Genomic DNA, 21,687 nt, shown 5'->3' on the forward strand with positions numbered 1-21,687 from the left:
CTACCAACGTTTTCTACGCATGAATAGGAAAGTCAAAAACACAATCGTCGCCATCACGCCCAGAATAATATAATAGCCATATTTGTGGTGCAATTCCGGCATCACGTCGAAGTTCATTCCGTAGATTCCCGCTATAAAGGTGATTGGTAAAAAGTAGACCGAATAGATGGCCAAAAGCTTCATCACTTGGTTGGCTTTCTGGTCAGACAAGGCCAGGAACATCGAGATCATATTCGTGGTTTGTGCATTCAAATGGTCAAAGTCGGCGATAACGTCTTTCTGTTTATCAATGAGATCCATCACTTGCACATCTTCAAGATCAAGCGTTTTGAACTTCGAAATCCATTCGCCAGAGATATTCAGGATTCTGGTATTGAGACCAGATTTGCGTTTCAGTTTGTAAAGTCTTCGGATTTGTACGGAATCATTCGTGTTTTTTAGAAAAATCTCGTTTTCCATCACATCCAAAAGTTCCAACAGACTGCTACTTTCATCATCAAAACTTTTCATTATTTTCAACGCCAATCGCAGCGCCAGATCATCTCGGTGAACAAGGTCAATATCCTCTTTGTCCAGTTCCGCGCACATTTCTTGGATGCTTTTGCTCTTGGTTCTATGAGTCGTGATGATGAGGTTTGGAAGCAGGAAAATACCCAATTTACTGCTGATGTCGCTGATGTTGTTCAATGTTCGGCGTTCCAGATCAGTAGCTTCCCGTGTCAGAAAAAACTTCACATCGCCCACTTCTTCAAATTTTGGAAGGTGGTTCGGGTCAATCGTATCCTCCAAAAGAAGCTGATTGATATGATAACGCTGATGCAAAAACTGGAGATCTTCCTCCGTAGGCGCAGTCACATCGATCCATTCCCAATGCTTTGCTTTATATTTCTGTTCTATAGGCATACCGCAAAACTAAATAAAATTACAATTAGTTGATACAAATCGTTCATTCAAATTATTTGGGCAGCTTTATCCGTCTTCCATTCCCTCCCGATTTTACATCGGGATCCACTCAAGCCGTGCTGCAGATTCAATGTGATAAAATATTCAACATAAAAAGACATTTTGTCATTCAGTAGGAATCGCTACAATATTTTAATATTAGCTTAGGTTCTTTCAGAGTGACAAATGGAATATGATATGGGTAATATATTTTTGCGAATTAATTGTTTGTAAGTCATTCTAATATACAACATCTCAATTCTAACTTCTAACAAAAAAACCTATGTAATAAATAAAATAATTATTTTTGCAGGGACTTTTAAAATAACAAAATGATCAAAAGTGTAATCTCAGGCGTAGGCCATTACGTTCCTGAAAATATCGTGACCAACGATGACCTTTCCAAACTGATGACCACCAACGATGAGTGGATCACCGAGAGAACAGGCATAAAAGAAAGAAGACACCGCAAAAACCGCGTCGATTCCGAAGAGACAACTTCTTTCTACGGTTTCAAAGCATCAGAGATCGCTCTGAAAAACGCCAACCTTACCGCCCAAGACATCGATTATATTGTATTTGCAACACTTTCTCCGGATTATTATTTTCCAGGTTCAGGTGTACTTTTGCAGGAGTTGTTGGGTTGTGGAACGATTGGTGCCTTGGATGTCAGAAATCAATGTTCAGGATTCGTCTATGCAATGAGCGTTGCAGATGCTTTCATCAAATCTGGATTGTACAAGAATGTTTTGGTGGTAGGTGCAGAGATCCATTCTTTCGGATTGGATTTTTCTGATGCTGGAAGAGGTGTTTCCGTCATCTTCGGAGATGGTGCTGGCGCAGTGGTTTTATCAGCTAGTGAAGACGCCAACGACAAAGGAATCTTGTCTGTCAATATGCATTCCGAAGGGAAATATGCAGAAGAACTGGCCGTGAAATTCCCTGGAACCAAATTGGGCTGGAGCGATACTTTACTGACAAACCCAGACTCTGTAACTTCCGAAGATATTTATCCAGTGATGAATGGAAACTTTGTTTTCAAACACGCTGTGACAAGATTCCCAGAAACGATTTTGGAAGCTTTGGAAAAGGCAGGAAAGAAGATTGAAGATTTGGATTTACTCATTCCACATCAGGCAAATATCAGAATTGCACAATACGTTCAGCAATTGTTGCATTTGCCAGACGAAAAAGTCTTCGTGAATATCCAAAAATATGGAAACACAACCGCTGCTTCTATTCCGATTGCTTTGAGTGAAGCCATCTTGGAAGGCAGAATGAAACGGGGTGATTTGGTTTGTATGTCCGCCTTCGGAAGTGGTTTCACTTGGGGAAGTGTCCTTTTTGAATATTAATTCAGTTCCATTAAAAATAAAAGAGCGCTATTCGGATTTCCCAATAGCGCTTTTTGTTACTCATTGATCTGTTTGACGACTTTATCAGATAAAGACTTCAACTGTACCATTTCTTCCAGACTCAGGTTCATTGCTTTAGCCAATTCAATCGGAATGCAAGTGGCTTTTTCTTTAAGTGTCCTACCTTTTTCCGTGAGATGGATTTTCACCACACGCTCGTCTTCTTTGCTTCGTTTGCGAGTCAGATAATCTTTTGATTCCAGACGTTTCAGCAACGGTGTCAAAGTTCCATTATCCAATTGTAAAATTTCTCCAACTTGATTGACGGTCAAATCGTCCTTTTCCCAAAGCGTCATCATTGCGATGTATTGTGGATATGTCAAGCCAATATCTTTTAGGATCGGTCGATAACACTGCATTATTTCGCGGTGTAAAACGTAAACGGAGAAGCAAAGTTGCTTGTCAAGTTTTAGTAAATCTTCCATATTGGGCTTTTTAATTTAATCGTTTCCAATTTTCAAAGATAACAGATTTTTCACTGTGTCATCCTGAGCGGAGTAGAAGGACGAGTTTGGGCAAGCAAATTTTAGTCGTTGCTCACAGTCAATTTCACTTCCATATTTCCTCTTGTTGCATTAGAATAAGGACAGATTTGATGCGCTTTCTCAATCAATTCCTGAGCTTGTTCCAAAGAAACACCCGGAATGTTCGCATGCAATTCAGTCTCTAATCCAAAACCGCCGTTCTCTATTTGTCCAATTCCAACTTTTGCCGTAACGGTTGTTTCGCCAGTTTCTATTTTGCTTTGTTTGATGACTAAGTTCAATGCGCTGTCAAAACATGCAGAATATCCTGCTGCAAAAAGCATTTCTGGATTGGCAAAGTCGTCGTTTGCGCCACCTAATCCTTTTGGCATTCTCACTTCTAAGTCTAGAATTCCGTTATCACTTTTCACGTTTCCGTTTCTTCCTCCTGTGGCTGTAGCGCCAATGCTGTACAATGTTTTCATTTTGTTGATGATTTAATTATTATTTGATAGGACAAATGTATGGTGTAAAATTATATTGTGCACAATATAAAATGAAGTTTACATCGAAATCGATTATTGATGTAAACTATAAAAGCATATTTTTGGATTTTAAATTTAAATGAAATCATAATAACCATTATCCTTTCCAAGGATTTTATTGTCATTCGTATTCAGCCACCTTTTCAGAACAGTAGCATAAACTTTTCGGAAATCTTCCTTGTAGATCAAATCGCCATCATTAAGATTATTAAGATCTGGAAGCTCATTCAGTAATCCCTTTTTCTTAAGTCCGCCACTGATGAAAAACATTTGGTTAGCCGTTCCGTGATCGGTGCCGTTACTCGCATTTTGCGCCACGCGTCGCCCGAATTCTGAGAAGGTCATAATCATCACATCATTGAATTTTCCATTCTCCTTCATATCTTTAGTGAAAACCTCCACCGCATCATTTATGGATTGGAAAAGTTGAGTCTGACGCTGATTCTGATTGGTATGTGTATCAAAACTTCCAACTGATAGATAATAAACTTGCGTATTAATATCAGATTTAATCAATGAAGCAATCGTTTTGAAGTCTTTCCCGATTTGTGTCGTAGGATAAACTTTGTCCGTTGGTTTCACCTTACTTTCCTTAAAGATATACTCTGAATTGTTGACTGTATTTCCCAGCGTGCTGTAAAGATAACTCGCCAAATCGTGGTCGTGATCGTGGTTATCAAAAGCCAATTTTTTATAAAGACTTTCTTGACTGTTGTCGAATAATTTCTTTGGATCTTTGAATGCGATTGCTTTCTTGTTTTCGCCCTTCATTGCAAGACTTAGCAGATCATCAACTTCGATCGCCTGAGTAGGATTGGTGCAATCGTGGCAAGCTTCATCCAAATATCTTCCTAGCCAACCTGTGTTTACGAACTGATCGCTATCGCTCGCCGAATGCCAAATGTCCATACTCCGAAAGTGTGATTTGTTAGGTTCTGGATAACCAACGTTATTCATCACCGCGAGTTCTCCGTTGTCATAAAGCTCCTTGAAGAATTTCAAATTCGGATTAATTCCTGCTTCGTCCGTCAAGAGCAATGCATCATTTTCCTTGATTGAAATTTGATTTCGAGATTTATAATAGATGTCATTTTTAATAGGAATAATAGTGTTCAGTCCGTCATTTCCACCAGTGAATTGGAGAATGATGAGCGTTTTTCCATTCATTGCAATTGCTTCTGGAAGCGTCAAAGCTTTTAGGAAATTTGGAAATAAAAACGATGCGGTTGCAAGACTTGTGGTTTGGAGAAAGGTTTTTCTAGTGATAATCATAACGGCTTATTTTTAACAAAGTTGATATTCGGGCGTACACATCAAACTGATCATCAGGTGTTGCTTGCTTTTCCCAGCATTGAATTCCGTGATCATATTTCTCATTTTATTTGTCGGATTTGGCAGTAATAGTGCAAAAAGATCTTCATTCAGAATATTGCTGACGCTTTCCCAATGGATCGTGATTTTGTTTTGCTTGTTGTTGACAATCAGTTTCTTTTCTCCTCTTCCCATATTTAGGTCATCATCGGATTTTGGTTCCACATCCAACGTTTTGTAACCTGCCATTACAGATGGGATTTTCATTCTCAGAAGTAGGGTAGAACTGTCGATCCATCCAATTCCAGAAGGCCATCCTGCGACATTTGGCGGTTGAAGAAGTTGTTGTCCTAGGATTCTTTCGAAGTTGTAGATCGTGTTTCCATTCTGAATGTCCATTGGCAAAATTCTTCGAATTCCAACTATCAATTCAACTGGCGATTTCACTTTTGCCCCGATATTTTTCTCGGTATAAAACCAATTGGAGAGAAAAATCTCATCCAGCAAAGCCTTGATATTATAATTTGACTTATAGAAAGTTTCGCTTAATGATAGAATCAGTTTATCGTCCGGCGTTTCGTTAACGAAATATTTATAGATTTTGCTTGTAATGAATTTGGCGCATTCTGGTTTTTCGAGAATCATATTAATGATATCTGTTCCCGTAAAGTTTCCCGTTTTTCCAAAGAATTCTTTCTCTCCAGAGTCGTGTTGCTTCAGGTTTTCACGGAATTCTCCATTCTCATCATAGCTCCAACCGGTGAAAGCTCTTGCCGATTCGCGAATGTCTTTTTCTGTGTAGTTTCCTGTGCCGAGCGTAAAAAGTTCCATAAGTTCTCGAGCAAAATTCTCGTTGGCTTTCGCTTTTTTATTTTGTTGATTATTCAAAAAATTAAGCATTGCCGGAGATTTTGAAACTTCAAAAACCAAATCACGAAAATTCCCTAAGCCGTGCTTTCTAAAAATATTAATGATATCAAGATTAAAAAGTGACTGCTGAATCCTCGTGGCAAAATGGCCGTGCCAGAAAAGCGCCATTTTTTCCTGAAGCTGATTTGGACTGTTGATCATCAGATTTTGCCAAGCTTTTCCGATGGCCAAGTTGTGGTCTTTATTATATTGATTGACAGGTTTTTTGTCAGTCGATTTAGACATTTCCTGATATTTCTGATAAGTTATTTTGTAAACTTCAATCTCAATAGGTTTGTATTCGGAATTTGATGTCAAATCTTGATAGAGTTTCTTTTGACTGATGTTTTTAAGCTTCTCAATATCATTGTGATGAATCCCAAAACCCGCTCTGGAAACCAAATGTTTATTCTTCAGAAAGTTATTCATAACAAGTATTTAATGATTTGATTAATGAATGATATTGATGTTAAAGCAAAAATGATGAAAACGACCTTTTTGTCATAAAAAATTAATATGAAAGTCTTTTTTAATGGATTGAATATTAGATGATTGTTTGGTACGATGTTAGATTTGTGAAACAATTTTGATGCTTTGGCACGGTATTTACAAGTAAGACCTTTGTAAAATTTAAAATTTAAGAATATGAAATCTTTAAAGCAATTAATATTAGGAGCGGGAATTTTGGCAGGAGGTTTATTATCTGCACAAAGTTCTGAGATGAACAATATGCTAAAAGTAGGTCTTAACGGAGGTGTTTCTACAGGCGGTAATACGGCTGCAAACCTTGGAGTTGACTTGGCTTATCAGCATCTTGTGACGCCAGGTTTTGGTCTTGGTATCGCAACTGGTTATAACAATTATTTCGGTAAAGATAGAAATGTATCAATCAATGGTGCTAATGTAGATGTGAAAAACAATGACTTCGGTGTGATTCCTGTAGCAGCGCTTTTTAGAATATATCCTAAGCAAACGGGATTCTATTTCGGAGCTGACTTAGGTTACGGATTCATCGTTGGAGATGATTACGTTGCAGATAATGTAAACGTTGCAAGACCAGATGGTGGATTCTACATCAAACCAGAAATCGGTTACCACAACAGAGATTGGAACTTCTTTGCTCAGTACAATAAAACATTTACTGGCGACAAAGGACAGATTGGCGATCAAAAATACAACGCCGGAGCAATCGGAGTTGGATTTAGCTACAACATTCCTTTAGGAAACTAAAATTTAATTTCTATTTCTTAAATTTAAGGAATTAGGACATTATTCAATAAACTATGATACAGGTAAAGCCTTCATTTTCTAATGGAGGCTTTCTTTTTTCAAAACTTATCATATATCAATAATAGTTTCGATTGATTCTAATTAGATTTGCATCATTAAAATTATTTAAAAAAATGAAAAAAGTATTATTACTTGCAGTACTGGTTAGCGGACTTGCTTTCGGACAAACAAAAAAATTAACAAGCTCAGACGTTCACTGGTGGGGATATAAAATCGCAAAAACAGAAGCATCTTCTCATGATGGAACTGTAAACGTGAAATCTGGAAACCTTGTTCTTAAAAATGGAGCGGTTGTAGGTGGAGATTTCGTTTTGGATATGACGTCTATCAATGCAACAGACCTTTCTGGAGAATACCAAGGAAAACTGAATGGTCACTTGAAAAACGGTGATTTCTTCGAAGTTGAAAAATTCCCGACAGCGACTTACAAAATCACTTCTGTGAAGAAAAACACAAACAAAGATTACAACTTTGTGGTAAACGGAAATTTGACTGTAAAAGGTAAAACGGCACCAGTATCTTTCCCTGCAAAAATCACTTCTGCGAACGGCGTTGTGACTTTGGAATCTGACAAATTTTCTTTTGACAGACAGAAATTTGATGTTACTTACAAATCTTCTATGCAAGATGTAATGGTAAAAGATGATGTTGATTTGAAAGTTAAAATCAGCGTAAAATAATATTTCATCAAAATATAAAATTTCAAAGAGCAGAATTTTTTCTGCTCTTTTTTTGTTTTAAATTTGAATCTCAAACTTCAATCTTCAAATCTCAAATTTTGAAATTATATACAATTAGCGGTTTAGGCGCAGACGAAAAAGTTCTCGAGAAACTCACGTTCAATCCCGAGATAGAAATCGTTCACATTCCTTGGCTGATTCCGGATTTGGATGAGGATTTTCACAACTACGTTTCAAGAATGTCTGAGTTTATAAACGATTCCGAAGATTTTTATTTGTTGGGATATTCTTTCGGTGGAATCATCGTACAGGAAATTCACAAGTTGAAACCTGCTAAAAAAATCGTCATTCTGGGAAGCATCCGATGCGATGCAGAAAAGTCTAAACTGATTATCGCAGGACAAAAAACCAACGCCGTCAGATACATACCACTCAGGATTTTTAATGATAAAAGTACTTTGTTCTATACTTTTTTCAGAAGGCTTTTCGATCCAAAAAATCCGAAACTCACCCAATATTTCCGAGTAAAAGACCCCTATTACCTCAAATGGTCTATGGACAAGGTCGCGCATTGGAAATTCGATAAAATCCCCGATGTCATTCAGATTTCCGCAGACAAAGACATTGTTTTTCCAATAAAAAATTCACAACCGGATTTCGTTATTAAAAATGCAACACATCTTTTCCCCGTAACGAAGGCGAAAGAAGTTTCCGAGATTTTGAAGATGATTTTTGTTTGATTTTTTGCTTAAAAACAATCAAATCTGATAAATAAAATTTAATTTCTTGTGAGGATAATTCCTAAATCATGAGTTATATTTTTCCAAAATTCAGTTGGTGGAATCGTGATGAACAATAGAATCTCAATCGTCCAAATGATGATTACTAAAAGATAAGGACTTTTCAAAATTAGGCCTCTTGTATTTGATTGTAACCAGCGAGAAAAATACAACTAAAAATTTGTACTTCTTTTCCATCATTATTTGATCTGAAAATCCGGATGCCCACATTGCCAAAGGATGAAAGCGATTTTCTTAGATTCTTCTTTGAAATATTCATCTTTTGTACTGCCACCAAAATGTCCTGCATTGTAATTCACATCTAAGAAAACGGGATTTTTGGAGCCATTTTCATTTTGCATTTTCCCCGCAAATTTTGCCGGATTGTAACTTGCAACTCTTGGGTCATTGAAACCTGTTGTAACCAGAATTGCGGGATAATTTTCACCTTTTTTGATATGGTGGTACGCATCCATTTCCAACAAAGATTTGAATTCCGTTTCATCTTTGATTGTTCCAAATTCTGCAATATTTCCAGGACCATTGGGGTCAAATTCAGCACGCAAGGTGTTCATCATTCCTACTTCTGGGATTGCAACTCTGTACAAATCTGGTCGCTCTGTTATTGCACGCCCGATTAAAATTCCGCCTGCGCTTCCGCCAGTAATTGCCAATTTTTTAGCAGAAACATATTTATTCTGAATCAAATATTCTGCACAGGCATTGAAATCTTTCCAGGTATTTGGCTTGTTCGTTTTCTTTCCGCCCAAATGCCAGTCGTTGCCTTTTTCCCCACCGCCACGTATGTGCGCAACGGCAATCACGGTTCCTTTGGTTAGTAGTGGAATGAATTCCGTACGGAAAGTAGGCGTGAGCGAAGTGCCATAAGAACCGTAGCCATACATATATCCGATGCTCTTTCCGTCGCGCTGTACCTTGGTTTTGTCATAGATGATGCTCAGCGGAACCATCGCGCCGTCGTGTGAACGCACCTCAATTTCTTCCACAACCAGATTTTTGACGAAGGGCATTTTGTAAATGATTTCAAACGGATTTTTGGTCATCTTTTCTGTTTCCAAATCAAAGGTTGAGAATTGATTGGGAATATTCCAACCGCTGTTCACAAGCAATATTTCATTGTCTTGCGTGGAGATATTTCTTGCCTTGATATTTCCTTGCAAATTGATTTCTGGTGATGAGATTTTTCCCGTCTTCAAATCATAAAAGGATTGTTTGATGATTAATTCATTTTTACTTTTATTGATGATGATAAAATCTTTGGCCGAATATATTTTGGAAATTTTCCATTCCGGATTTCCTTTGAAAACAATTTCTGCGTTCTTCAAGTCCGGGTTTTGCAAATTGGTTTTGAGAATATTAAAATGAGGATTTCTTTTGGCCGAAAGCAAGTACAAATCGTTTCCGTAAGCAATGATGTTTTGAACTTCGTCAGACGCTGAGGTCAAAGGTTTCCAATTGATTTTGGTTTGATTCAGTTTAGATTTGGGAGCAAAATAAACGGTAAGATTTTTGTCAACCGTTAATTTTACCAAGAATAGATAAGGAGAATTTTCAAAAGTCATCAGACTCGGCATTTCCTGCGGTTGCAGACCAAAATCTGGATGCGTCGTTGCGCTGATTACAATTTTGTCCGATGAAACCGGCGTTCCAACAATGTGAATTTTACAAGGCATGTTTAGCATCGTTTCTGGGTCGTGCACATCGTAATTTTTCAGTTGTGTGTACGTGATTTGGTCGTTGCTTCCCGAAACGAACGATGGTCCCAGCGCCAACGGAATGATTTCTGGTAAAAATTTTCCTGATTTCACATCATAAATATGCAAATCACTCACTTCATTTCCAGCCTCACTCAGAGAAAATAGAATGCGCGAACCATCATTGCTCACAAAGGTTTCAAAGTCAAATGTCTTGCCTGCCACGTGGGTTTGCGGGTCAAATATCAAGGTTTCTTTTCCTGTTTTGATGTCTTTAGAATAAAACTTATTCACCTGCTCGCCGGGAAGACTTTTATCATAAAAATACATTCCGCCCGCTTTGGCAACAGGATTGTAGCGCACAGAGCGCATCGCATCTAGGTCTCGGAATTCTTGGATTAATTTTTCCTGCCCTGGGATTTTTGCCAATTGAGAATTGGTATATTCCGATTGCGCTTTGAACCAATTGATGACTTCAGGATTTTTGATGTCCTCAATCCATCGGTACGGGTCATTGATTTTCATTCCCCAATGTGTTTCTACGACATCCACCGTTTTTGATTTGGGATATTGATATTGAGCTTTTAAGGTGCTTGTTGCTAATATGATAGCAGAGAAAGCAAGAATTTGAATTTTCATCGGTTTAGTTTTATGGTTATTTTTTGAAAAAATTTTTCCCACTTTTTGCATTCGATTATACATCATCTTCTATTTCTAATTTTTTTTCATTAATGATAATTGATTTTTGAATCAATAAAACTTAGAATTAAAGGCGAAAAATATAATTTACTCAAGTGAAGTTGTTGAAAAATAAACGCTTATCTAAGTTAAATAAAATATTGATGCGATAAAATGAAAATTAAATTATTTTCATTAAAGTGAACAAAAGTGTATTTTATATTAATTATAATGGTGTATTTATTGATTAATATTCAAAATTTAATTTTTAATTTATGCTTGATTCAGAGCTATTTTTTACGACGAATTGCATAGACTTCAAAAATCAATTACTTTTACCGCAATCAATTTGTCTTAATGGAATCTATCAGTGTTTTTGATATTATAAAAATCGGAATCGGACCGTCATCTTCCCACACAATGGGACCTTGGAACGCATCCAAGATGTTTTTGGATTTGGTCAAGCGCAATCATTCTTTGCAGGAAGTGAAAGAAGTTTTTGTGGAATTCTTCGGCTCATTGGCAAAAACTGGCTTTGGTCACGGAACCGATATTGCAGGAATGCTCGGCCTCAGCGGAGAAAATTTCCGAACCATCGACACCAATAAGATTGATGAGAAAATTGATAAAATAAAATCAGAACAAAAAATCCATCTTGGCGGAGAGATTTGGTTGCCATTTATTTATGGTCATCATTTAATCCTTAACAAAGAAAAATCCCTTGATTTTCATCCAAACGGAATGATTTTCAAAGTGGTTTTCGAGAATGGCGAAGAGCTCAGTCAGGATTATTATTCCGTCGGAGGCGGATTTGTTGCCACCACAGAAGATAATTCGATGGAAGACCGTTGTGTCCGCACGCTTTATCCTTGTCATCACGGTAGCGACATTCTGAAATACATCGATAAATTGAAGCTTGATAAAATCTCGGACTTGGTTTTTCAAAACGAAGAATCCTGGAGAACGCACGAAGAAACGCGTCAGAAAGCATTAGAAATCTGGGAAAATATCAAAGATTGCGTTTACAAAAGCATCAACAAAAAAGGAATTTTACCAGGCGGTTTAAATGTTACCAGAAGAGCTTCTGAAATGAATGAAAAACTCCTAGGAACTCAGATTTACAAAAACAAAAACGAATGGTTCGAAATGGTTAGACACCAAGAAAAAACATTCAGTTCCGTCACAAAATGGGTTTCTTGTTTTGCACTCGCTGTCAATGAGGAAAATGCCTCTTTCGGAAGAATTATCACAGCACCTACAAACGGCGCAAGCGGTGTGATTCCTGCTGTTTTGATGTACGCCCAGACTTTTACGGAATTCAATTCTGAGGAAGACATTATTAGATTTCTTTTAGTTGCAGGAGAAATAGGAACTTTATTCAAAAAAAATGCAACTATTTCTGCGGCAATGGGTGGTTGTCAGGCGGAAGTTGGTGTTTCTTCAGCAATGGCGGCAGCTGGACTTACTGAGATTTCCGGGGGAACGCCAGCCCAAGTTTTGATGGCTGCGGAAATCGCAATGGAACATCATCTAGGACTGACTTGCGACCCAATTGGCGGACTTGTTCAAATTCCTTGTATAGAAAGAAATTCTATGGGTGCGATGAAGGCAATAACCGCAGCATCTTTGGCATTGGATGGTGATCCTTCGAAAGCGAAAGTCTCTTTGGACAGTGTTATCAAGTCAATGTGGGAAACGGCGTTGGACATGAATTCTAAATATAAAGAAACTTCCGAAGGCGGTTTAGCTGTTGCGGTGAATGTCGCGGAGTGCTAGTTTTTGGAAATTTTTCAAAGTTTTTCAGTCTGAGGTTCTCGAAGACATACAAAAATCTAAGCGAAGCTTTTCCAATTTAATGATCATTACTTATGAAAAGATATTAATTGCTTTATTTTATATTGAAAAATCCCTTGGATTTTGAATTTTTATGATCTTCGAGAGCCTCAGACTGACAGTCGGTTTAAAATATTTTTTATCAGTAAAAATTTAGGTTTCAGATCTTAATTATTCTAACTTATAATTTACCATCCCAATATTAATTTTCCGTAATAAAGAATCGTTAAAAAAGAAGTCATTTTGTTATCAAAAATAAAAAGTGTATCTTTGCACCAATTATTAGACGATCTTTTTAAATGAATTTATTTACGGAATCCAATCTTAGCGCTGAAGTTCTTCAGGCGATTGGCGACCTCGGCTTCGTAGAGCCGACAGAAATCCAAAAACAGACTATTCCTTTTATCTCTACAGATACTCGCGATCTTATCGCACTTGCGGCAACGGGAACAGGCAAAACAGCAGCGTTTTCGCTTCCGATTTTGGATATGATAGACGACAATAGTCGTAAAATCCAATTATTGGTGCTTTGCCCTACTAGAGAACTTTGCCTCCAGATTACCAAAGACATCAAGAATTATACTAAATACCTTAGAAACATCAAGACTACTGCAGTCTATGGTGGTAGCAGTATTATGGATCAGATCAAATCTCTTAGAGACAAGCCACAGATCATCGTGGGAACTCCAGGACGTGTGATCGACATGATCAACAGAAAAGCATTGGACTTTTCTGAAGCGCAATGGGTAGTTTTAGACGAAGCTGACGAAATGCTTTCTATGGGTTTCAAAGACGATTTGGAAACTATATTGAAAGAAACGCCAGATACAAAACAAACTTTCCTTTTCTCTGCTACAATGAGTAAGGAAGTGGAACGTATTTCTAAAAATTATTTGACAAATCCTCATAGAATTACTATCGGATCTGTCAATGAAGTGAAGAAAAATATTACACACGAATTTTATGTAGTTGGTTACAGACAGAAGAAAGAAGCTCTTAAGAGGCTGATTGATGCTAATCCAAACCAATACTCCATTATTTTCTGTAGAACAAGAATGGAAACTCAGGAGGTTGCAGACTTCTTGATGCAGAATGGTTATGCGGCAGATGCACTTCACGGTGATCTTTCTCAAGCTCAAAGAGATACAGTGATGAAGAAATTCAGACTGAAAAACATCGATATTTTGGTAGCAACAGACGTTGCAGCTAGAGGATTGGATGTGGATTCTTTGACTCACGTGATCCATTTCTCTTTACCAGATGATCCAGAAGTTTTCGTTCACAGAAGTGGAAGAACAGGACGTGCTGGTAAAAACGGAATCTCGATGACGTTGGCAAAACCAGAGGAAAGCAGAAAAATGAAGCAGATCAAGGCTGAAACCAAGATCGAAATCGTTGAGAAAAAAATTCCTACCGGAAAAGAAATTATCAAAGCTCAAGTTGGCGGTGTTTTCGAAAAGTTATTAACAGAACACGTAGACGTTATTGATTTTGACGAGAGTTTGATCCCAGATCTTTCAGCTTTCACAAAAGAGCAGTTGGTAAGTCAACTATTGCAATTCCAATTGAAGGAAATGGCGACTTACTATCAGAATAGTAATGATCTTGCAGACCAGAAATTTGGTAGTAGCAGAGACGACAAGCCAGGAAGAAGAGATAGAGATGGCAGAGATAGAGGTTCCAGAGATAGAGGTTCTTTCCGAGATAGAGATGGCAGAGGAGATCGTGGTGGATCTAGAGATGGCGGTAGAGACCGCAAGCCTAGACGCAACAACGAAGATATGGTAAGATTCTTCTTCAACCTTGGAAAAAGAGACCAATTGAAGAAAGTTGATATGCTTGAGATCATCAACAAAGCGACTTCTAAATCTAAGAAAAGAGCTGACATCGGTGAGATCGAGATCTTGGACAAATTCAGTTTCTTCGAAATTGAAAAGTCATACAAGAATGAAGTTATGGATGGATTAACTAGTATGAAGTTTCGGGGAAAAGAAATGAGAGCAGAAGTTGCTCAATAATCAAAAAAGCCGAAAATTTATAAAAAATATAATACGTAAAAACCTGCTAATCAGCAGGTTTTTGTGTTATTTAATCTTAATAATTAATTAACATAAAAATTTCCATTGCCTTTTGTTTTTTAGTCATATTTGCACAAATTAAACAAAAATAATGGGAATAGGTAATCTTTTCAGAGCGTTCCAGCCTAAGGATAAAATCTTTTTTGAACTGTTTCTTCGTGTAGCAGATAACTTGGTGGAGATGTCAAAAACATTTCACGATGGTTTGCTGGATTTTGATATCAATGATGAAACGTTATTGAATCAAATGAGTGATTACGAACATAAATTGGATGATTTGACTCACGAGATTTATGTACAACTAGGCGAGAACTTCATTACACCATTTGACAGAGAGGACATCAACTACCTGGCTTCTGGATTAGATGATATTGCTGATTATATCTACGCTTCTGCAAAATATATTTATTTGTATAAAAGTCCAGAGAACAAAGTCTATTCTGAGTTTTCTCTTTTGATTTACAAATGTTGTATCGAGATCAAGAAAGCATTGGAGAACTTGAAAGATTTCAAAAATCCAAACGAGGTGAGAGAATCTTGTATCAAGATCAATTCTTACGAGAATATTGCCGATGATGTTTTGAGTCAAGCAATTGTGAAGTTGTTCGAAACTAATGATGCCCTTTTGATCATCAAACAAAAATCGATTCTGGACTATCTTGAGATCGTGACGGACAAAGCAGAGGATGTTGCCAACACAATGGAGAGCATAGTTATCAAATACGCATAAAAGCAGTATCTAAAAATAAACGAATGGAATTTCCAATTCTACTGATTGTCATTATCGCTCTCGCGCTGATATTTGATTATATTAATGGTTTTCACGATGCAGCCAACTCTATCGCAACCATTGTTTCTACAAAAGTATTGACGCCTTTCCAAGCAGTTCTTTGGGCCGCATTCTGGAATTTTGCTGCATTTTTCATAGCTGCTTACGTTGTAGGCGAGTTCAAAATTGGTAACACGATTGCCAAGACCGTGGATGAGAACTTCATCACACTCGAGGTTATTTTTGCAGGTCTTATCGCAGCGATCGCTTGGAACTTGCTCACTTGGTGGTTCGGGATTCCGTCTTCATCATCTCACACTTTGATCGGTGGATTTATCGGAGCTGCATTGATGCACGCTTTGATCACAGATTATCATTTGATTGCAATCACACATCCAGAATATTCTTTCTTCGAAAAGGCTTACCAATCGTTTGTTCAGCTCTTTTCTCAGAATGTTGTGAAGTACAAAGTTGTAATTCCGATCTTCTTATTCATTTTTATGGCGCCATTGATTGGTATGGTGATCTCAATTATCATTACTTTGATCATTGTGAATATCTGTAAAAGAGCCAATCCGCATAAAGCTGAACGTGCTTTCAAAAAACTACAGCTGGTGTCGTCCGCATTGTTCAGTCTTGGACACGGAACCAATGATGCTCAAAAAGTAATGGGAATCATAGGGGCTGCGATGATCTATTTTCACGTGAATATGATGAAAGATCCTTTGTATCTGAATATTGCTGAGGCAGATCGTTTTAACTTTTTTGCAGAGCATTATCTTTGGGTGCCAATCGTTTCTTTCTTAGCCATCGCATTGGGAACAATGAGTGGCGGTTGGAAGATCATCAAAACGATGGGAACCAGAATTACGAAAGTAACGCCTTTGGAAGGTGTAGCAGCAGAAACCGCTGGAGCAGTAACGCTTTTCATTACAGAGCAACTGAGAATTCCAGTTTCTACAACGCACACTATCACAGGATCGATCATTGGAGTTGGATTGACAAAAAGAGTTTCAGCCGTAAGATGGGGTGTAACTGTGAGTTTGCTTTGGGCGTGGATTCTTACCATTCCAATCAGTGCCATCGTTGCGGGAATCACTTATCTTCTTGTAGTATTGATATTTTAAATTTTAAATTTAATTTTTTAACATATAGCTTTCCAGTTTTGGGAAGCTTTTTTTATGATTAATTCTAATAAAAACAAGATTCAAAATCTTGGTAGAACAATTGTAAAAAACGTATTTTTGCGTCAAACAAGTTTTTAAATGGAATTCCTAGATCAGTATCAGAAAATTGTAGCAGACGCTATCGAAAAACATACGTTTACCAACAAACCAGACGAGTTGTATCATCCGATGAATTACATCATTTCTCACGGTGGCAAGAGACTTCGTCCGATTATGTTGCTAATGGCCTGCGATCTTTTCCAAGGCGATTTGGAAAAAGCTTTGAAACCATCTTTGGCCATTGAGTTTTTCCACAATTTTACTTTGATCCACGATGATATTATGGATGAAGCGCCATTGAGGAGAAACAAACCAACAATCCACACTCTTCATGGAATCAATGTTGGGATTCTTTCCGGAGATGCTTTATTGATCAAAGCTTATCAATTCTTTGAAGATCTGGAACCGGAACTATTCAAAAAATGTATCAAGATATTTTCTGAGACTGGTGCCGTTCTTTGCGAAGGTCAGCAGTTTGACATCAATTTTGAGAATATGTCGAATGTCTCTTACGACGATTACATCCAAATGATCACTTTCAAAACGGGTGTTCTAAGTGCCTCATCTTTCCAGATCGGAGCGTTGATCGCTGGAGCGTCAGAAGAAGATGCAGAAGCGATGTACAACTTCGGAAAGCACATCGGGATCGCATTCCAAATTATGGATGATTATCTGGACGTTTTCGGAAATCAGCAACAATTTGGCAAGAAACACGCGGGTGATATTTATGAGAATAAGAAAACTATCCTTTACCTTTTGGCTCTTGAACATGCCAATCCGGAAGAACTTTCTGAACTGAATTATTGGTATTCCAAAAAAACTGACAATGTCGACAAAGTTTACAGCGTTGAGAAGATTTTCCGAAGAACAAAAGTGGATGACAAAGTTCTAAGACTGATCCAAAAACACAACGAGATTGGACAAAGTTATCTTGATCAGATCAATCTTCCAGACGAGAAGAAATTGCCTTTCCGAGAACTGGCGAATTATCTTTTGAGAAGAGAATCTTAATATAATAATGTACCGATTTACCAGTCTCATAAAATCTCAGATATTGGTAAATTTTTACATTGATAAATTGCTACATTTAAAATAATGAAATTCAGAACAGAAGTAGATATTAATGCAAGTGAGAGAAAAATTGGAACAGATGACTGCATCTTTTCCATAGGATCGTGTTTTGCGACGGAGATGCACGACAAATTTTCTGAAGGTCAAATCCAGTCTTTGAACAATCCATTTGGGACGATTTTCAATCCGTATTCGATCAATAATGCGATCCAGCAGATTTATGATGCGAAGGAATATCAGGAAAGTGATTTGATCTTGGCCAATGAAAGTTACATCAGTCTCGATCATCATTCATCCTTCGATTCGCGGTTTGCGAAAAAATCGTTGGAGCAGATCAACAAAAATATTGAAGAAGCGAATCAGTTTTTGCAGAACACGAGTTTTGTAATAATCACATTTGGAACGTCTTATATTTATGAATTTCTTCCAAAGAAAAAGCTGGTTGCTAATTGCCACAAGATCCCACAAAAGTTTTTCGAAAAACGATTTTTGTCCAATCAGGAATTAACGGAATCCATCAATCAAACTATTGATACTCTGAAAGATATTTGTAAAAAAGATGTGCAGATCCTGTTCACGGTTTCGCCCGTTCGTCACACCAGAGATGGTATTGTCGAAAATCAATTAAGCAAATCAAAATTGATAACGGCCATCCACGAATCAATTTCTGGAAAAGAAAATTGCCATTATCTCCCGATTTACGAATTGATGATAGATGATCTTCGTGATTACAGATTTTACAAAGAAGATATGATCCACCCGAATTCTCAGGCTGTTCAATACATCTGGGAAAAGTTTGGAAATGCTTATTTTGCTGATGAGACCAAGCTTTTCATTAATGAAAACAATAAGATCCTCACTGCGCTCAATCACAAAACAGCCGATGATAAAAATCCAAAATATCAGGAATTCTTAGAAAAGATCAATCAAAAGATCCTTGATCAGCAGAAGAAAGTTCAGCATAAAATTTTCAGCTAATAGCTTACGGCAGATGGCCATTTGCTATCAGCCAATCGCCAATTGCATCACACTATGATAGACACACACACCCATTTATACTCCGAACAATTCGATGAAGACCGCACAGAGATGATCCAACGGGCTTTGGACAAAGGCGTGGAGAAATTCTTCCTTCCGGCAATTGACTCCGAAACACATCAGAAAATGCTCCTTCTCGAAACCGAATATCCGGGCACAATTTTTTCGATGATGGGATTGCATCCTTGTTCCGTACAGCCAGATTCTTGGGAAAATGAATTGAATCTCGTTCAGAATTATCTTTCCCAGCGAGATTTTGTGGCCATTGGAGAAATTGGGATTGATCTGTATTGGGATAAATCGACTTTGGATATTCAAGTCAAAGCTTTCGAACAGCAGATCGATTGGGCGATCGAGAAAGATATTCCAATTGTGATCCATTCCAGAGAAAGTTTTGACGAGACCTTTGAAGTTTTGGAGCGAAAGAAACATCCGAAATTACGCGGGATCTTTCATTGTTTTTCGGGAAATCTGGAACAAGCAAAACAGGCGATCGACCTTCAATTCGTTTTAGGAATCGGAGGCGTGGTGACATTTAAAAATGGAAAGATCGATCAGTTTTTGAATCAAATTCCATTAGACAAAATCGTTCTGGAAACAGATTCACCTTATTTGGCGCCAGTTCCTTTCCGTGGAAAACGAAACGAAAGTTCTTACGTGGAATTGGTCGCTGGAAAGTTGGTTGATATTTACGGAAAAGATTTTGCTGAGATTGATAGGATCACGACTGAAAATGCCAATAAAATTTTTAGTACTTTAGACTGATAATAAATCTAATAGTCTAAATATGAAAAACAAACCTCAAATTTTACTGATCATAGGCATCATTGCTTTGGTCATTGGCGGATATCTTTACTTTCAAGTTGATGGTGACGCGGTCAATCAAAAAAATATAGAAATTGCTACCACAGCTACCAGCGCAGAAGAAGCTGCAAGACAGATCTCTTCCAATAATAGGAGTGAGGTCGGTGGTAATTCGATGGCGCTTTTTCTGCTCGGATTAGGTGGTGCGATCACTGTTGTGTCAATCCTTAATATGATGAAAAAGAAACCCGCATAAAATAAAAAACCGGAAATTGCTTCCGGTTTTCTTTTTATTTTTTTCTGTAAAAATTGCTTTTATTCTTAGGCTTTTCGGAGCGTTGACCGTTTGGTCTTGGTCTCGGTGTGAAAGGCTTGTTGTTGCTGTCTCTCTTTTGCTCTACAAGATTGTCTGTGTGAAAAGGATGATCCGTTACAACAGGAATTTTCTTCCCGATCAATTTCTCGGTATTTCTAAGATTCGCAAGATCCAAAGCATCTACGAATGAGAAAGAAGTTCCTTCTGATCCGGCTCTTCCCGTTCTTCCGATTCTGTGAACGTAAGTTTCGGAAACATCGGACAATTCGTAATTCACAACATATTTCAACTCATCAATATCAATTCCTCTCGCTGCAATATCTGTCGCAACAAGGATTCTCGTTCTTTTTGATTTGAAGTTGGAAAGTGCGTTTTGTCTTGCATTCTGAGATTTATTTCCGTGGATTGCTTCTGCAGAAATATTGGACTGATGCAATTTCTTTACAATCTTATCTGCGCCATGTTTAGTTCTCGAGAAAACCAAAACCTGATCAAACTTCGGATCTTCCAAAAGGTGGATCAAAAGATCGGTCTTGTTGTTATTATCAACAAAATAAATACTTTGCTGGATCGTGTCAGCCGTAGAAGAAACCGGAGCCACTTCAACTCTTACCGGATTGATCAAGATCTCAGAAGCCAACTTTGCGATTTCTTTCGGCATCGTTGCAGAGAAGAAAAGGTTTTGTCTTTTTGCTGGGATCAATTTCAGGATCTTCTTCACATCGTGAACAAATCCCATATCCAACATTCTATCCGCCTCATCAAGAACAAAAATTTCTAAGTGATGAAGCTTTACAATGCCTTGAGAAATAAAATCCAACAATCTTCCTGGCGTCGCGATCAAAATATCAACACCTCTTTTGAGTTGCTGTTCTTGTGCGTGCTGTTTCACACCGCCAAAAACCACAAGTGATTTCAGTTTCAGATGTTTTCCGTAGTCCTGGAAATTTTCTTCAATTTGGATTGCCAATTCACGCGTCGGCGTCAGAATCAACGCTTTGATCTGGTTTCTGTGTGGTTCTTTGGCAGAAGAAAGATTTTGTAAAATAGGGATGGCAAATGCCGCTGTTTTTCCTGTTCCTGTCTGTGCGCTTCCCAATAGATCTCTGCCTTGCAGGATAGATGGGATCGCTTTTTCTTGTATTGGTGTAGGTTGTTCGTAACCTTGCGCTTTTAAGGCGTCTAATATTGGCTTGATCAAGCCTAATTCGTCAAAATTCAAATGGAATATTTTTTTTAATTTAATAAAGTAAAAATTCCTCCGTATATTAGGAGGAATTAATATGTTGCAAAGGTAACTTATTTAAAATAAAGTCGAGATTAAGTCTTATTTAACTTTTTCCCACTTTTGATTTTGTTTAATTTCATCAATCAGAGTTGTGAGATCTGTCAATGTTTGCGGTTTTTCGCCAGCTGACATTGCAATGTCTCTTTTGGTTCCGTCAGCAAAAGTAACTCTCAAATTTACTTTCGACGCGTCCATAATTTGTTTGTCGATGTAACTTGCATTTAATGTTTTGATGTTCGCAGCATCTGTCGCAACCAGCAATTTTTTATAATCTTCTGGACTCAAGGTCGCTTTGAAAGTTCCTTCTCTCGGTTTATTAAAGTCATCTTTCGATCCTCCTTTTGTAAAATTGAAACGTTCTGCTTCCAAAATTGCATTTCGGTTGGAATCAATCGTGATTTTAAAAGTTGGGCAAAATCCGAAACAAGGACCAACTTCGTATTCTATTGCAGAATATTTTGAAACCTGAGATGAGTTACAAGACATCAATCCTAAAAAAACCATTAGTGTGAATAAATATTTCATCGTATTTTTTT

The 21,687-nt window shown here is 37.6% G+C and carries 20 protein-coding genes; 12 read left to right on the forward strand and 8 right to left on the reverse strand.

Going from position 1 to position 21,687, the window contains the following annotated elements; translation table 11 throughout:
* Window positions 1-903 carry a CorA family divalent cation transporter gene (locus IO90_RS12275; protein WP_034966909.1) on the reverse strand — a complete coding sequence of 301 codons (903 nt, stop codon included), beginning with the start codon at window positions 901-903 and terminating at the stop codon, window positions 1-3.
* A gap of 371 nt (window positions 904-1,274) precedes the next feature.
* Here IO90_RS12275 and IO90_RS12280 point away from each other — a divergent pair, with 371 nt between their 5' ends.
* On the forward strand, window positions 1,275-2,297 hold the full coding sequence (locus IO90_RS12280; protein ID WP_034966911.1) for a 3-oxoacyl-ACP synthase III family protein: 1,023 nt from the start codon (window positions 1,275-1,277) through the stop codon (window positions 2,295-2,297).
* Between the two features lie 56 nt (window positions 2,298-2,353).
* Here the strand turns inward: IO90_RS12280 and IO90_RS12285 are convergent, their stop codons facing one another.
* The 4 genes from IO90_RS12285 to IO90_RS12300 all read right to left on the reverse strand — a co-directional run bounded on the left by IO90_RS12285 (window position 2,354) and on the right by IO90_RS12300 (window position 6,015).
* Window positions 2,354-2,782 carry a MarR family winged helix-turn-helix transcriptional regulator gene (locus tag IO90_RS12285; RefSeq protein ID WP_034966915.1) on the reverse strand — a complete coding sequence of 143 codons (429 nt, stop codon included), beginning with the start codon at window positions 2,780-2,782 and terminating at the stop codon, window positions 2,354-2,356.
* A gap of 101 nt (window positions 2,783-2,883) precedes the next feature.
* Window positions 2,884-3,306, reverse strand: a complete 423-nt coding sequence (locus IO90_RS12290; RefSeq protein WP_034966919.1) for an organic hydroperoxide resistance protein — start codon at window positions 3,304-3,306, stop codon at window positions 2,884-2,886.
* A gap of 135 nt (window positions 3,307-3,441) precedes the next feature.
* Window positions 3,442-4,638 (reverse strand): DUF1501 domain-containing protein, encoded by a 1,197-nt coding sequence (locus IO90_RS12295; RefSeq protein ID WP_051878628.1) that lies wholly within the window; start codon window positions 4,636-4,638, stop codon window positions 3,442-3,444.
* A 12-nt stretch (window positions 4,639-4,650) separates the two neighbouring features.
* Window positions 4,651-6,015, reverse strand: coding sequence for a DUF1800 family protein (locus IO90_RS12300; protein ID WP_034966922.1), 1,365 nt, complete (start codon window positions 6,013-6,015; stop codon window positions 4,651-4,653).
* A 216-nt stretch (window positions 6,016-6,231) separates the two neighbouring features.
* Between IO90_RS12300 and IO90_RS12305 the strand changes: the two genes are divergently transcribed.
* The 3 genes from IO90_RS12305 to IO90_RS12315 all read left to right on the forward strand — a co-directional run bounded on the left by IO90_RS12305 (window position 6,232) and on the right by IO90_RS12315 (window position 8,296).
* Window positions 6,232-6,816 carry a hypothetical protein gene (locus tag IO90_RS12305; RefSeq protein ID WP_034966927.1) on the forward strand — a complete coding sequence of 195 codons (585 nt, stop codon included), beginning with the start codon at window positions 6,232-6,234 and terminating at the stop codon, window positions 6,814-6,816.
* A 173-nt stretch (window positions 6,817-6,989) separates the two neighbouring features.
* Window positions 6,990-7,556, forward strand: a complete 567-nt coding sequence (locus IO90_RS12310; RefSeq protein ID WP_034966931.1) for a YceI family protein — start codon at window positions 6,990-6,992, stop codon at window positions 7,554-7,556.
* Window positions 7,557-7,654: 98 nt separating this feature from the next.
* The gene (locus tag IO90_RS12315) at window positions 7,655-8,296 is read left to right on the forward strand and encodes an alpha/beta hydrolase (RefSeq protein WP_034966933.1); all 642 of its coding nucleotides are present in this window, start codon (window positions 7,655-7,657) and stop codon (window positions 8,294-8,296) included.
* Window positions 8,297-8,535: 239 nt separating this feature from the next.
* Here the strand turns inward: IO90_RS12315 and IO90_RS12320 are convergent, their stop codons facing one another.
* Window positions 8,536-10,689 (reverse strand): prolyl oligopeptidase family serine peptidase, encoded by a 2,154-nt coding sequence (locus tag IO90_RS12320; protein WP_034969069.1) that lies wholly within the window; start codon window positions 10,687-10,689, stop codon window positions 8,536-8,538.
* 396 nt (window positions 10,690-11,085) lie between these two features.
* On the opposite strand from IO90_RS12320, the gene IO90_RS12325 reads away from it, so the two are divergent.
* The 8 genes from IO90_RS12325 to IO90_RS12360 all read left to right on the forward strand — a co-directional run bounded on the left by IO90_RS12325 (window position 11,086) and on the right by IO90_RS12360 (window position 19,803).
* The gene (locus tag IO90_RS12325) at window positions 11,086-12,504 is read left to right on the forward strand and encodes an L-serine ammonia-lyase (RefSeq protein ID WP_034966936.1); all 1,419 of its coding nucleotides are present in this window, start codon (window positions 11,086-11,088) and stop codon (window positions 12,502-12,504) included.
* 356 nt (window positions 12,505-12,860) lie between these two features.
* Window positions 12,861-14,579 carry a DEAD/DEAH box helicase gene (locus IO90_RS12330; protein ID WP_034966938.1) on the forward strand — a complete coding sequence of 573 codons (1,719 nt, stop codon included), beginning with the start codon at window positions 12,861-12,863 and terminating at the stop codon, window positions 14,577-14,579.
* A gap of 151 nt (window positions 14,580-14,730) precedes the next feature.
* Window positions 14,731-15,369 carry a DUF47 domain-containing protein gene (locus IO90_RS12335; RefSeq protein WP_034966941.1) on the forward strand — a complete coding sequence of 213 codons (639 nt, stop codon included), beginning with the start codon at window positions 14,731-14,733 and terminating at the stop codon, window positions 15,367-15,369.
* 23 nt (window positions 15,370-15,392) lie between these two features.
* A complete protein-coding gene (locus IO90_RS12340; protein ID WP_034966943.1) occupies window positions 15,393-16,535 on the forward strand; it encodes an inorganic phosphate transporter in 1,143 nt (380 codons plus the stop codon).
* 138 nt (window positions 16,536-16,673) lie between these two features.
* The gene (locus IO90_RS12345; RefSeq protein WP_034966946.1) at window positions 16,674-17,645 is read left to right on the forward strand and encodes a polyprenyl synthetase family protein; all 972 of its coding nucleotides are present in this window, start codon (window positions 16,674-16,676) and stop codon (window positions 17,643-17,645) included.
* Window positions 17,646-17,729: 84 nt separating this feature from the next.
* The gene (locus IO90_RS12350; RefSeq protein ID WP_034966949.1) at window positions 17,730-18,683 is read left to right on the forward strand and encodes a GSCFA domain-containing protein; all 954 of its coding nucleotides are present in this window, start codon (window positions 17,730-17,732) and stop codon (window positions 18,681-18,683) included.
* 54 nt (window positions 18,684-18,737) lie between these two features.
* Entirely contained in the window at window positions 18,738-19,508 is a 771-nt protein-coding gene (locus IO90_RS12355) for a TatD family hydrolase (protein WP_034966950.1), read from the forward strand.
* A 22-nt stretch (window positions 19,509-19,530) separates the two neighbouring features.
* The gene (locus tag IO90_RS12360) at window positions 19,531-19,803 is read left to right on the forward strand and encodes a hypothetical protein (RefSeq protein ID WP_034966953.1); all 273 of its coding nucleotides are present in this window, start codon (window positions 19,531-19,533) and stop codon (window positions 19,801-19,803) included.
* Between the two features lie 34 nt (window positions 19,804-19,837).
* Here the strand turns inward: IO90_RS12360 and IO90_RS12365 are convergent, their stop codons facing one another.
* Window positions 19,838-21,085: a DEAD/DEAH box helicase gene (locus IO90_RS12365; RefSeq protein ID WP_034966956.1), complete on the reverse strand. Its 1,248-nt coding sequence runs from the start codon at window positions 21,083-21,085 to the stop codon at window positions 19,838-19,840.
* Window positions 21,086-21,190: 105 nt separating this feature from the next.
* Window positions 21,191-21,676 carry a DUF6438 domain-containing protein gene (locus IO90_RS12370; protein WP_034966958.1) on the reverse strand — a complete coding sequence of 162 codons (486 nt, stop codon included), beginning with the start codon at window positions 21,674-21,676 and terminating at the stop codon, window positions 21,191-21,193.
* Window positions 21,677-21,687 lie beyond the last annotated feature (11 nt).

It is taken from the genome of Chryseobacterium sp. FH1 (assembly GCF_000735135.1).
GTDB lineage: Bacteria > Bacteroidota > Bacteroidia > Flavobacteriales > Weeksellaceae > Epilithonimonas.

Bases quoted from the DNA above. Each gene is read 5' to 3' on its own strand.
- IO90_RS12275 (WP_034966909.1), bottom strand. From the start codon at position 903: ATGCCTATAGAACAGAAATATAAAGCAAAGCATTGGGAATGGATCGAT.
- IO90_RS12280 (WP_034966911.1), top strand. From the start codon at position 1,275: ATGATCAAAAGTGTAATCTCAGGCGTAGGCCATTACGTTCCTGAAAAT.
- IO90_RS12285 (WP_034966915.1), bottom strand. From the start codon at position 2,782: ATGGAAGATTTACTAAAACTTGACAAGCAACTTTGCTTCTCCGTTTAC.
- IO90_RS12290 (WP_034966919.1), bottom strand. From the start codon at position 3,306: ATGAAAACATTGTACAGCATTGGCGCTACAGCCACAGGAGGAAGAAAC.
- IO90_RS12295 (WP_051878628.1), bottom strand. From the start codon at position 4,638: ATGATTATCACTAGAAAAACCTTTCTCCAAACCACAAGTCTTGCAACC.
- IO90_RS12300 (WP_034966922.1), bottom strand. From the start codon at position 6,015: ATGAATAACTTTCTGAAGAATAAACATTTGGTTTCCAGAGCGGGTTTT.
- IO90_RS12305 (WP_034966927.1), top strand. From the start codon at position 6,232: ATGAAATCTTTAAAGCAATTAATATTAGGAGCGGGAATTTTGGCAGGA.
- IO90_RS12310 (WP_034966931.1), top strand. From the start codon at position 6,990: ATGAAAAAAGTATTATTACTTGCAGTACTGGTTAGCGGACTTGCTTTC.
- IO90_RS12320 (WP_034969069.1), bottom strand. From the start codon at position 10,689: ATGAAAATTCAAATTCTTGCTTTCTCTGCTATCATATTAGCAACAAGC.
- IO90_RS12325 (WP_034966936.1), top strand. From the start codon at position 11,086: ATGGAATCTATCAGTGTTTTTGATATTATAAAAATCGGAATCGGACCG.
- IO90_RS12330 (WP_034966938.1), top strand. From the start codon at position 12,861: ATGAATTTATTTACGGAATCCAATCTTAGCGCTGAAGTTCTTCAGGCG.
- IO90_RS12335 (WP_034966941.1), top strand. From the start codon at position 14,731: ATGGGAATAGGTAATCTTTTCAGAGCGTTCCAGCCTAAGGATAAAATC.
- IO90_RS12340 (WP_034966943.1), top strand. From the start codon at position 15,393: ATGGAATTTCCAATTCTACTGATTGTCATTATCGCTCTCGCGCTGATA.
- IO90_RS12345 (WP_034966946.1), top strand. From the start codon at position 16,674: ATGGAATTCCTAGATCAGTATCAGAAAATTGTAGCAGACGCTATCGAA.
- IO90_RS12350 (WP_034966949.1), top strand. From the start codon at position 17,730: ATGAAATTCAGAACAGAAGTAGATATTAATGCAAGTGAGAGAAAAATT.
- IO90_RS12355 (WP_034966950.1), top strand. From the start codon at position 18,738: ATGATAGACACACACACCCATTTATACTCCGAACAATTCGATGAAGAC.
- IO90_RS12360 (WP_034966953.1), top strand. From the start codon at position 19,531: ATGAAAAACAAACCTCAAATTTTACTGATCATAGGCATCATTGCTTTG.
- IO90_RS12370 (WP_034966958.1), bottom strand. From the start codon at position 21,676: ATGAAATATTTATTCACACTAATGGTTTTTTTAGGATTGATGTCTTGT.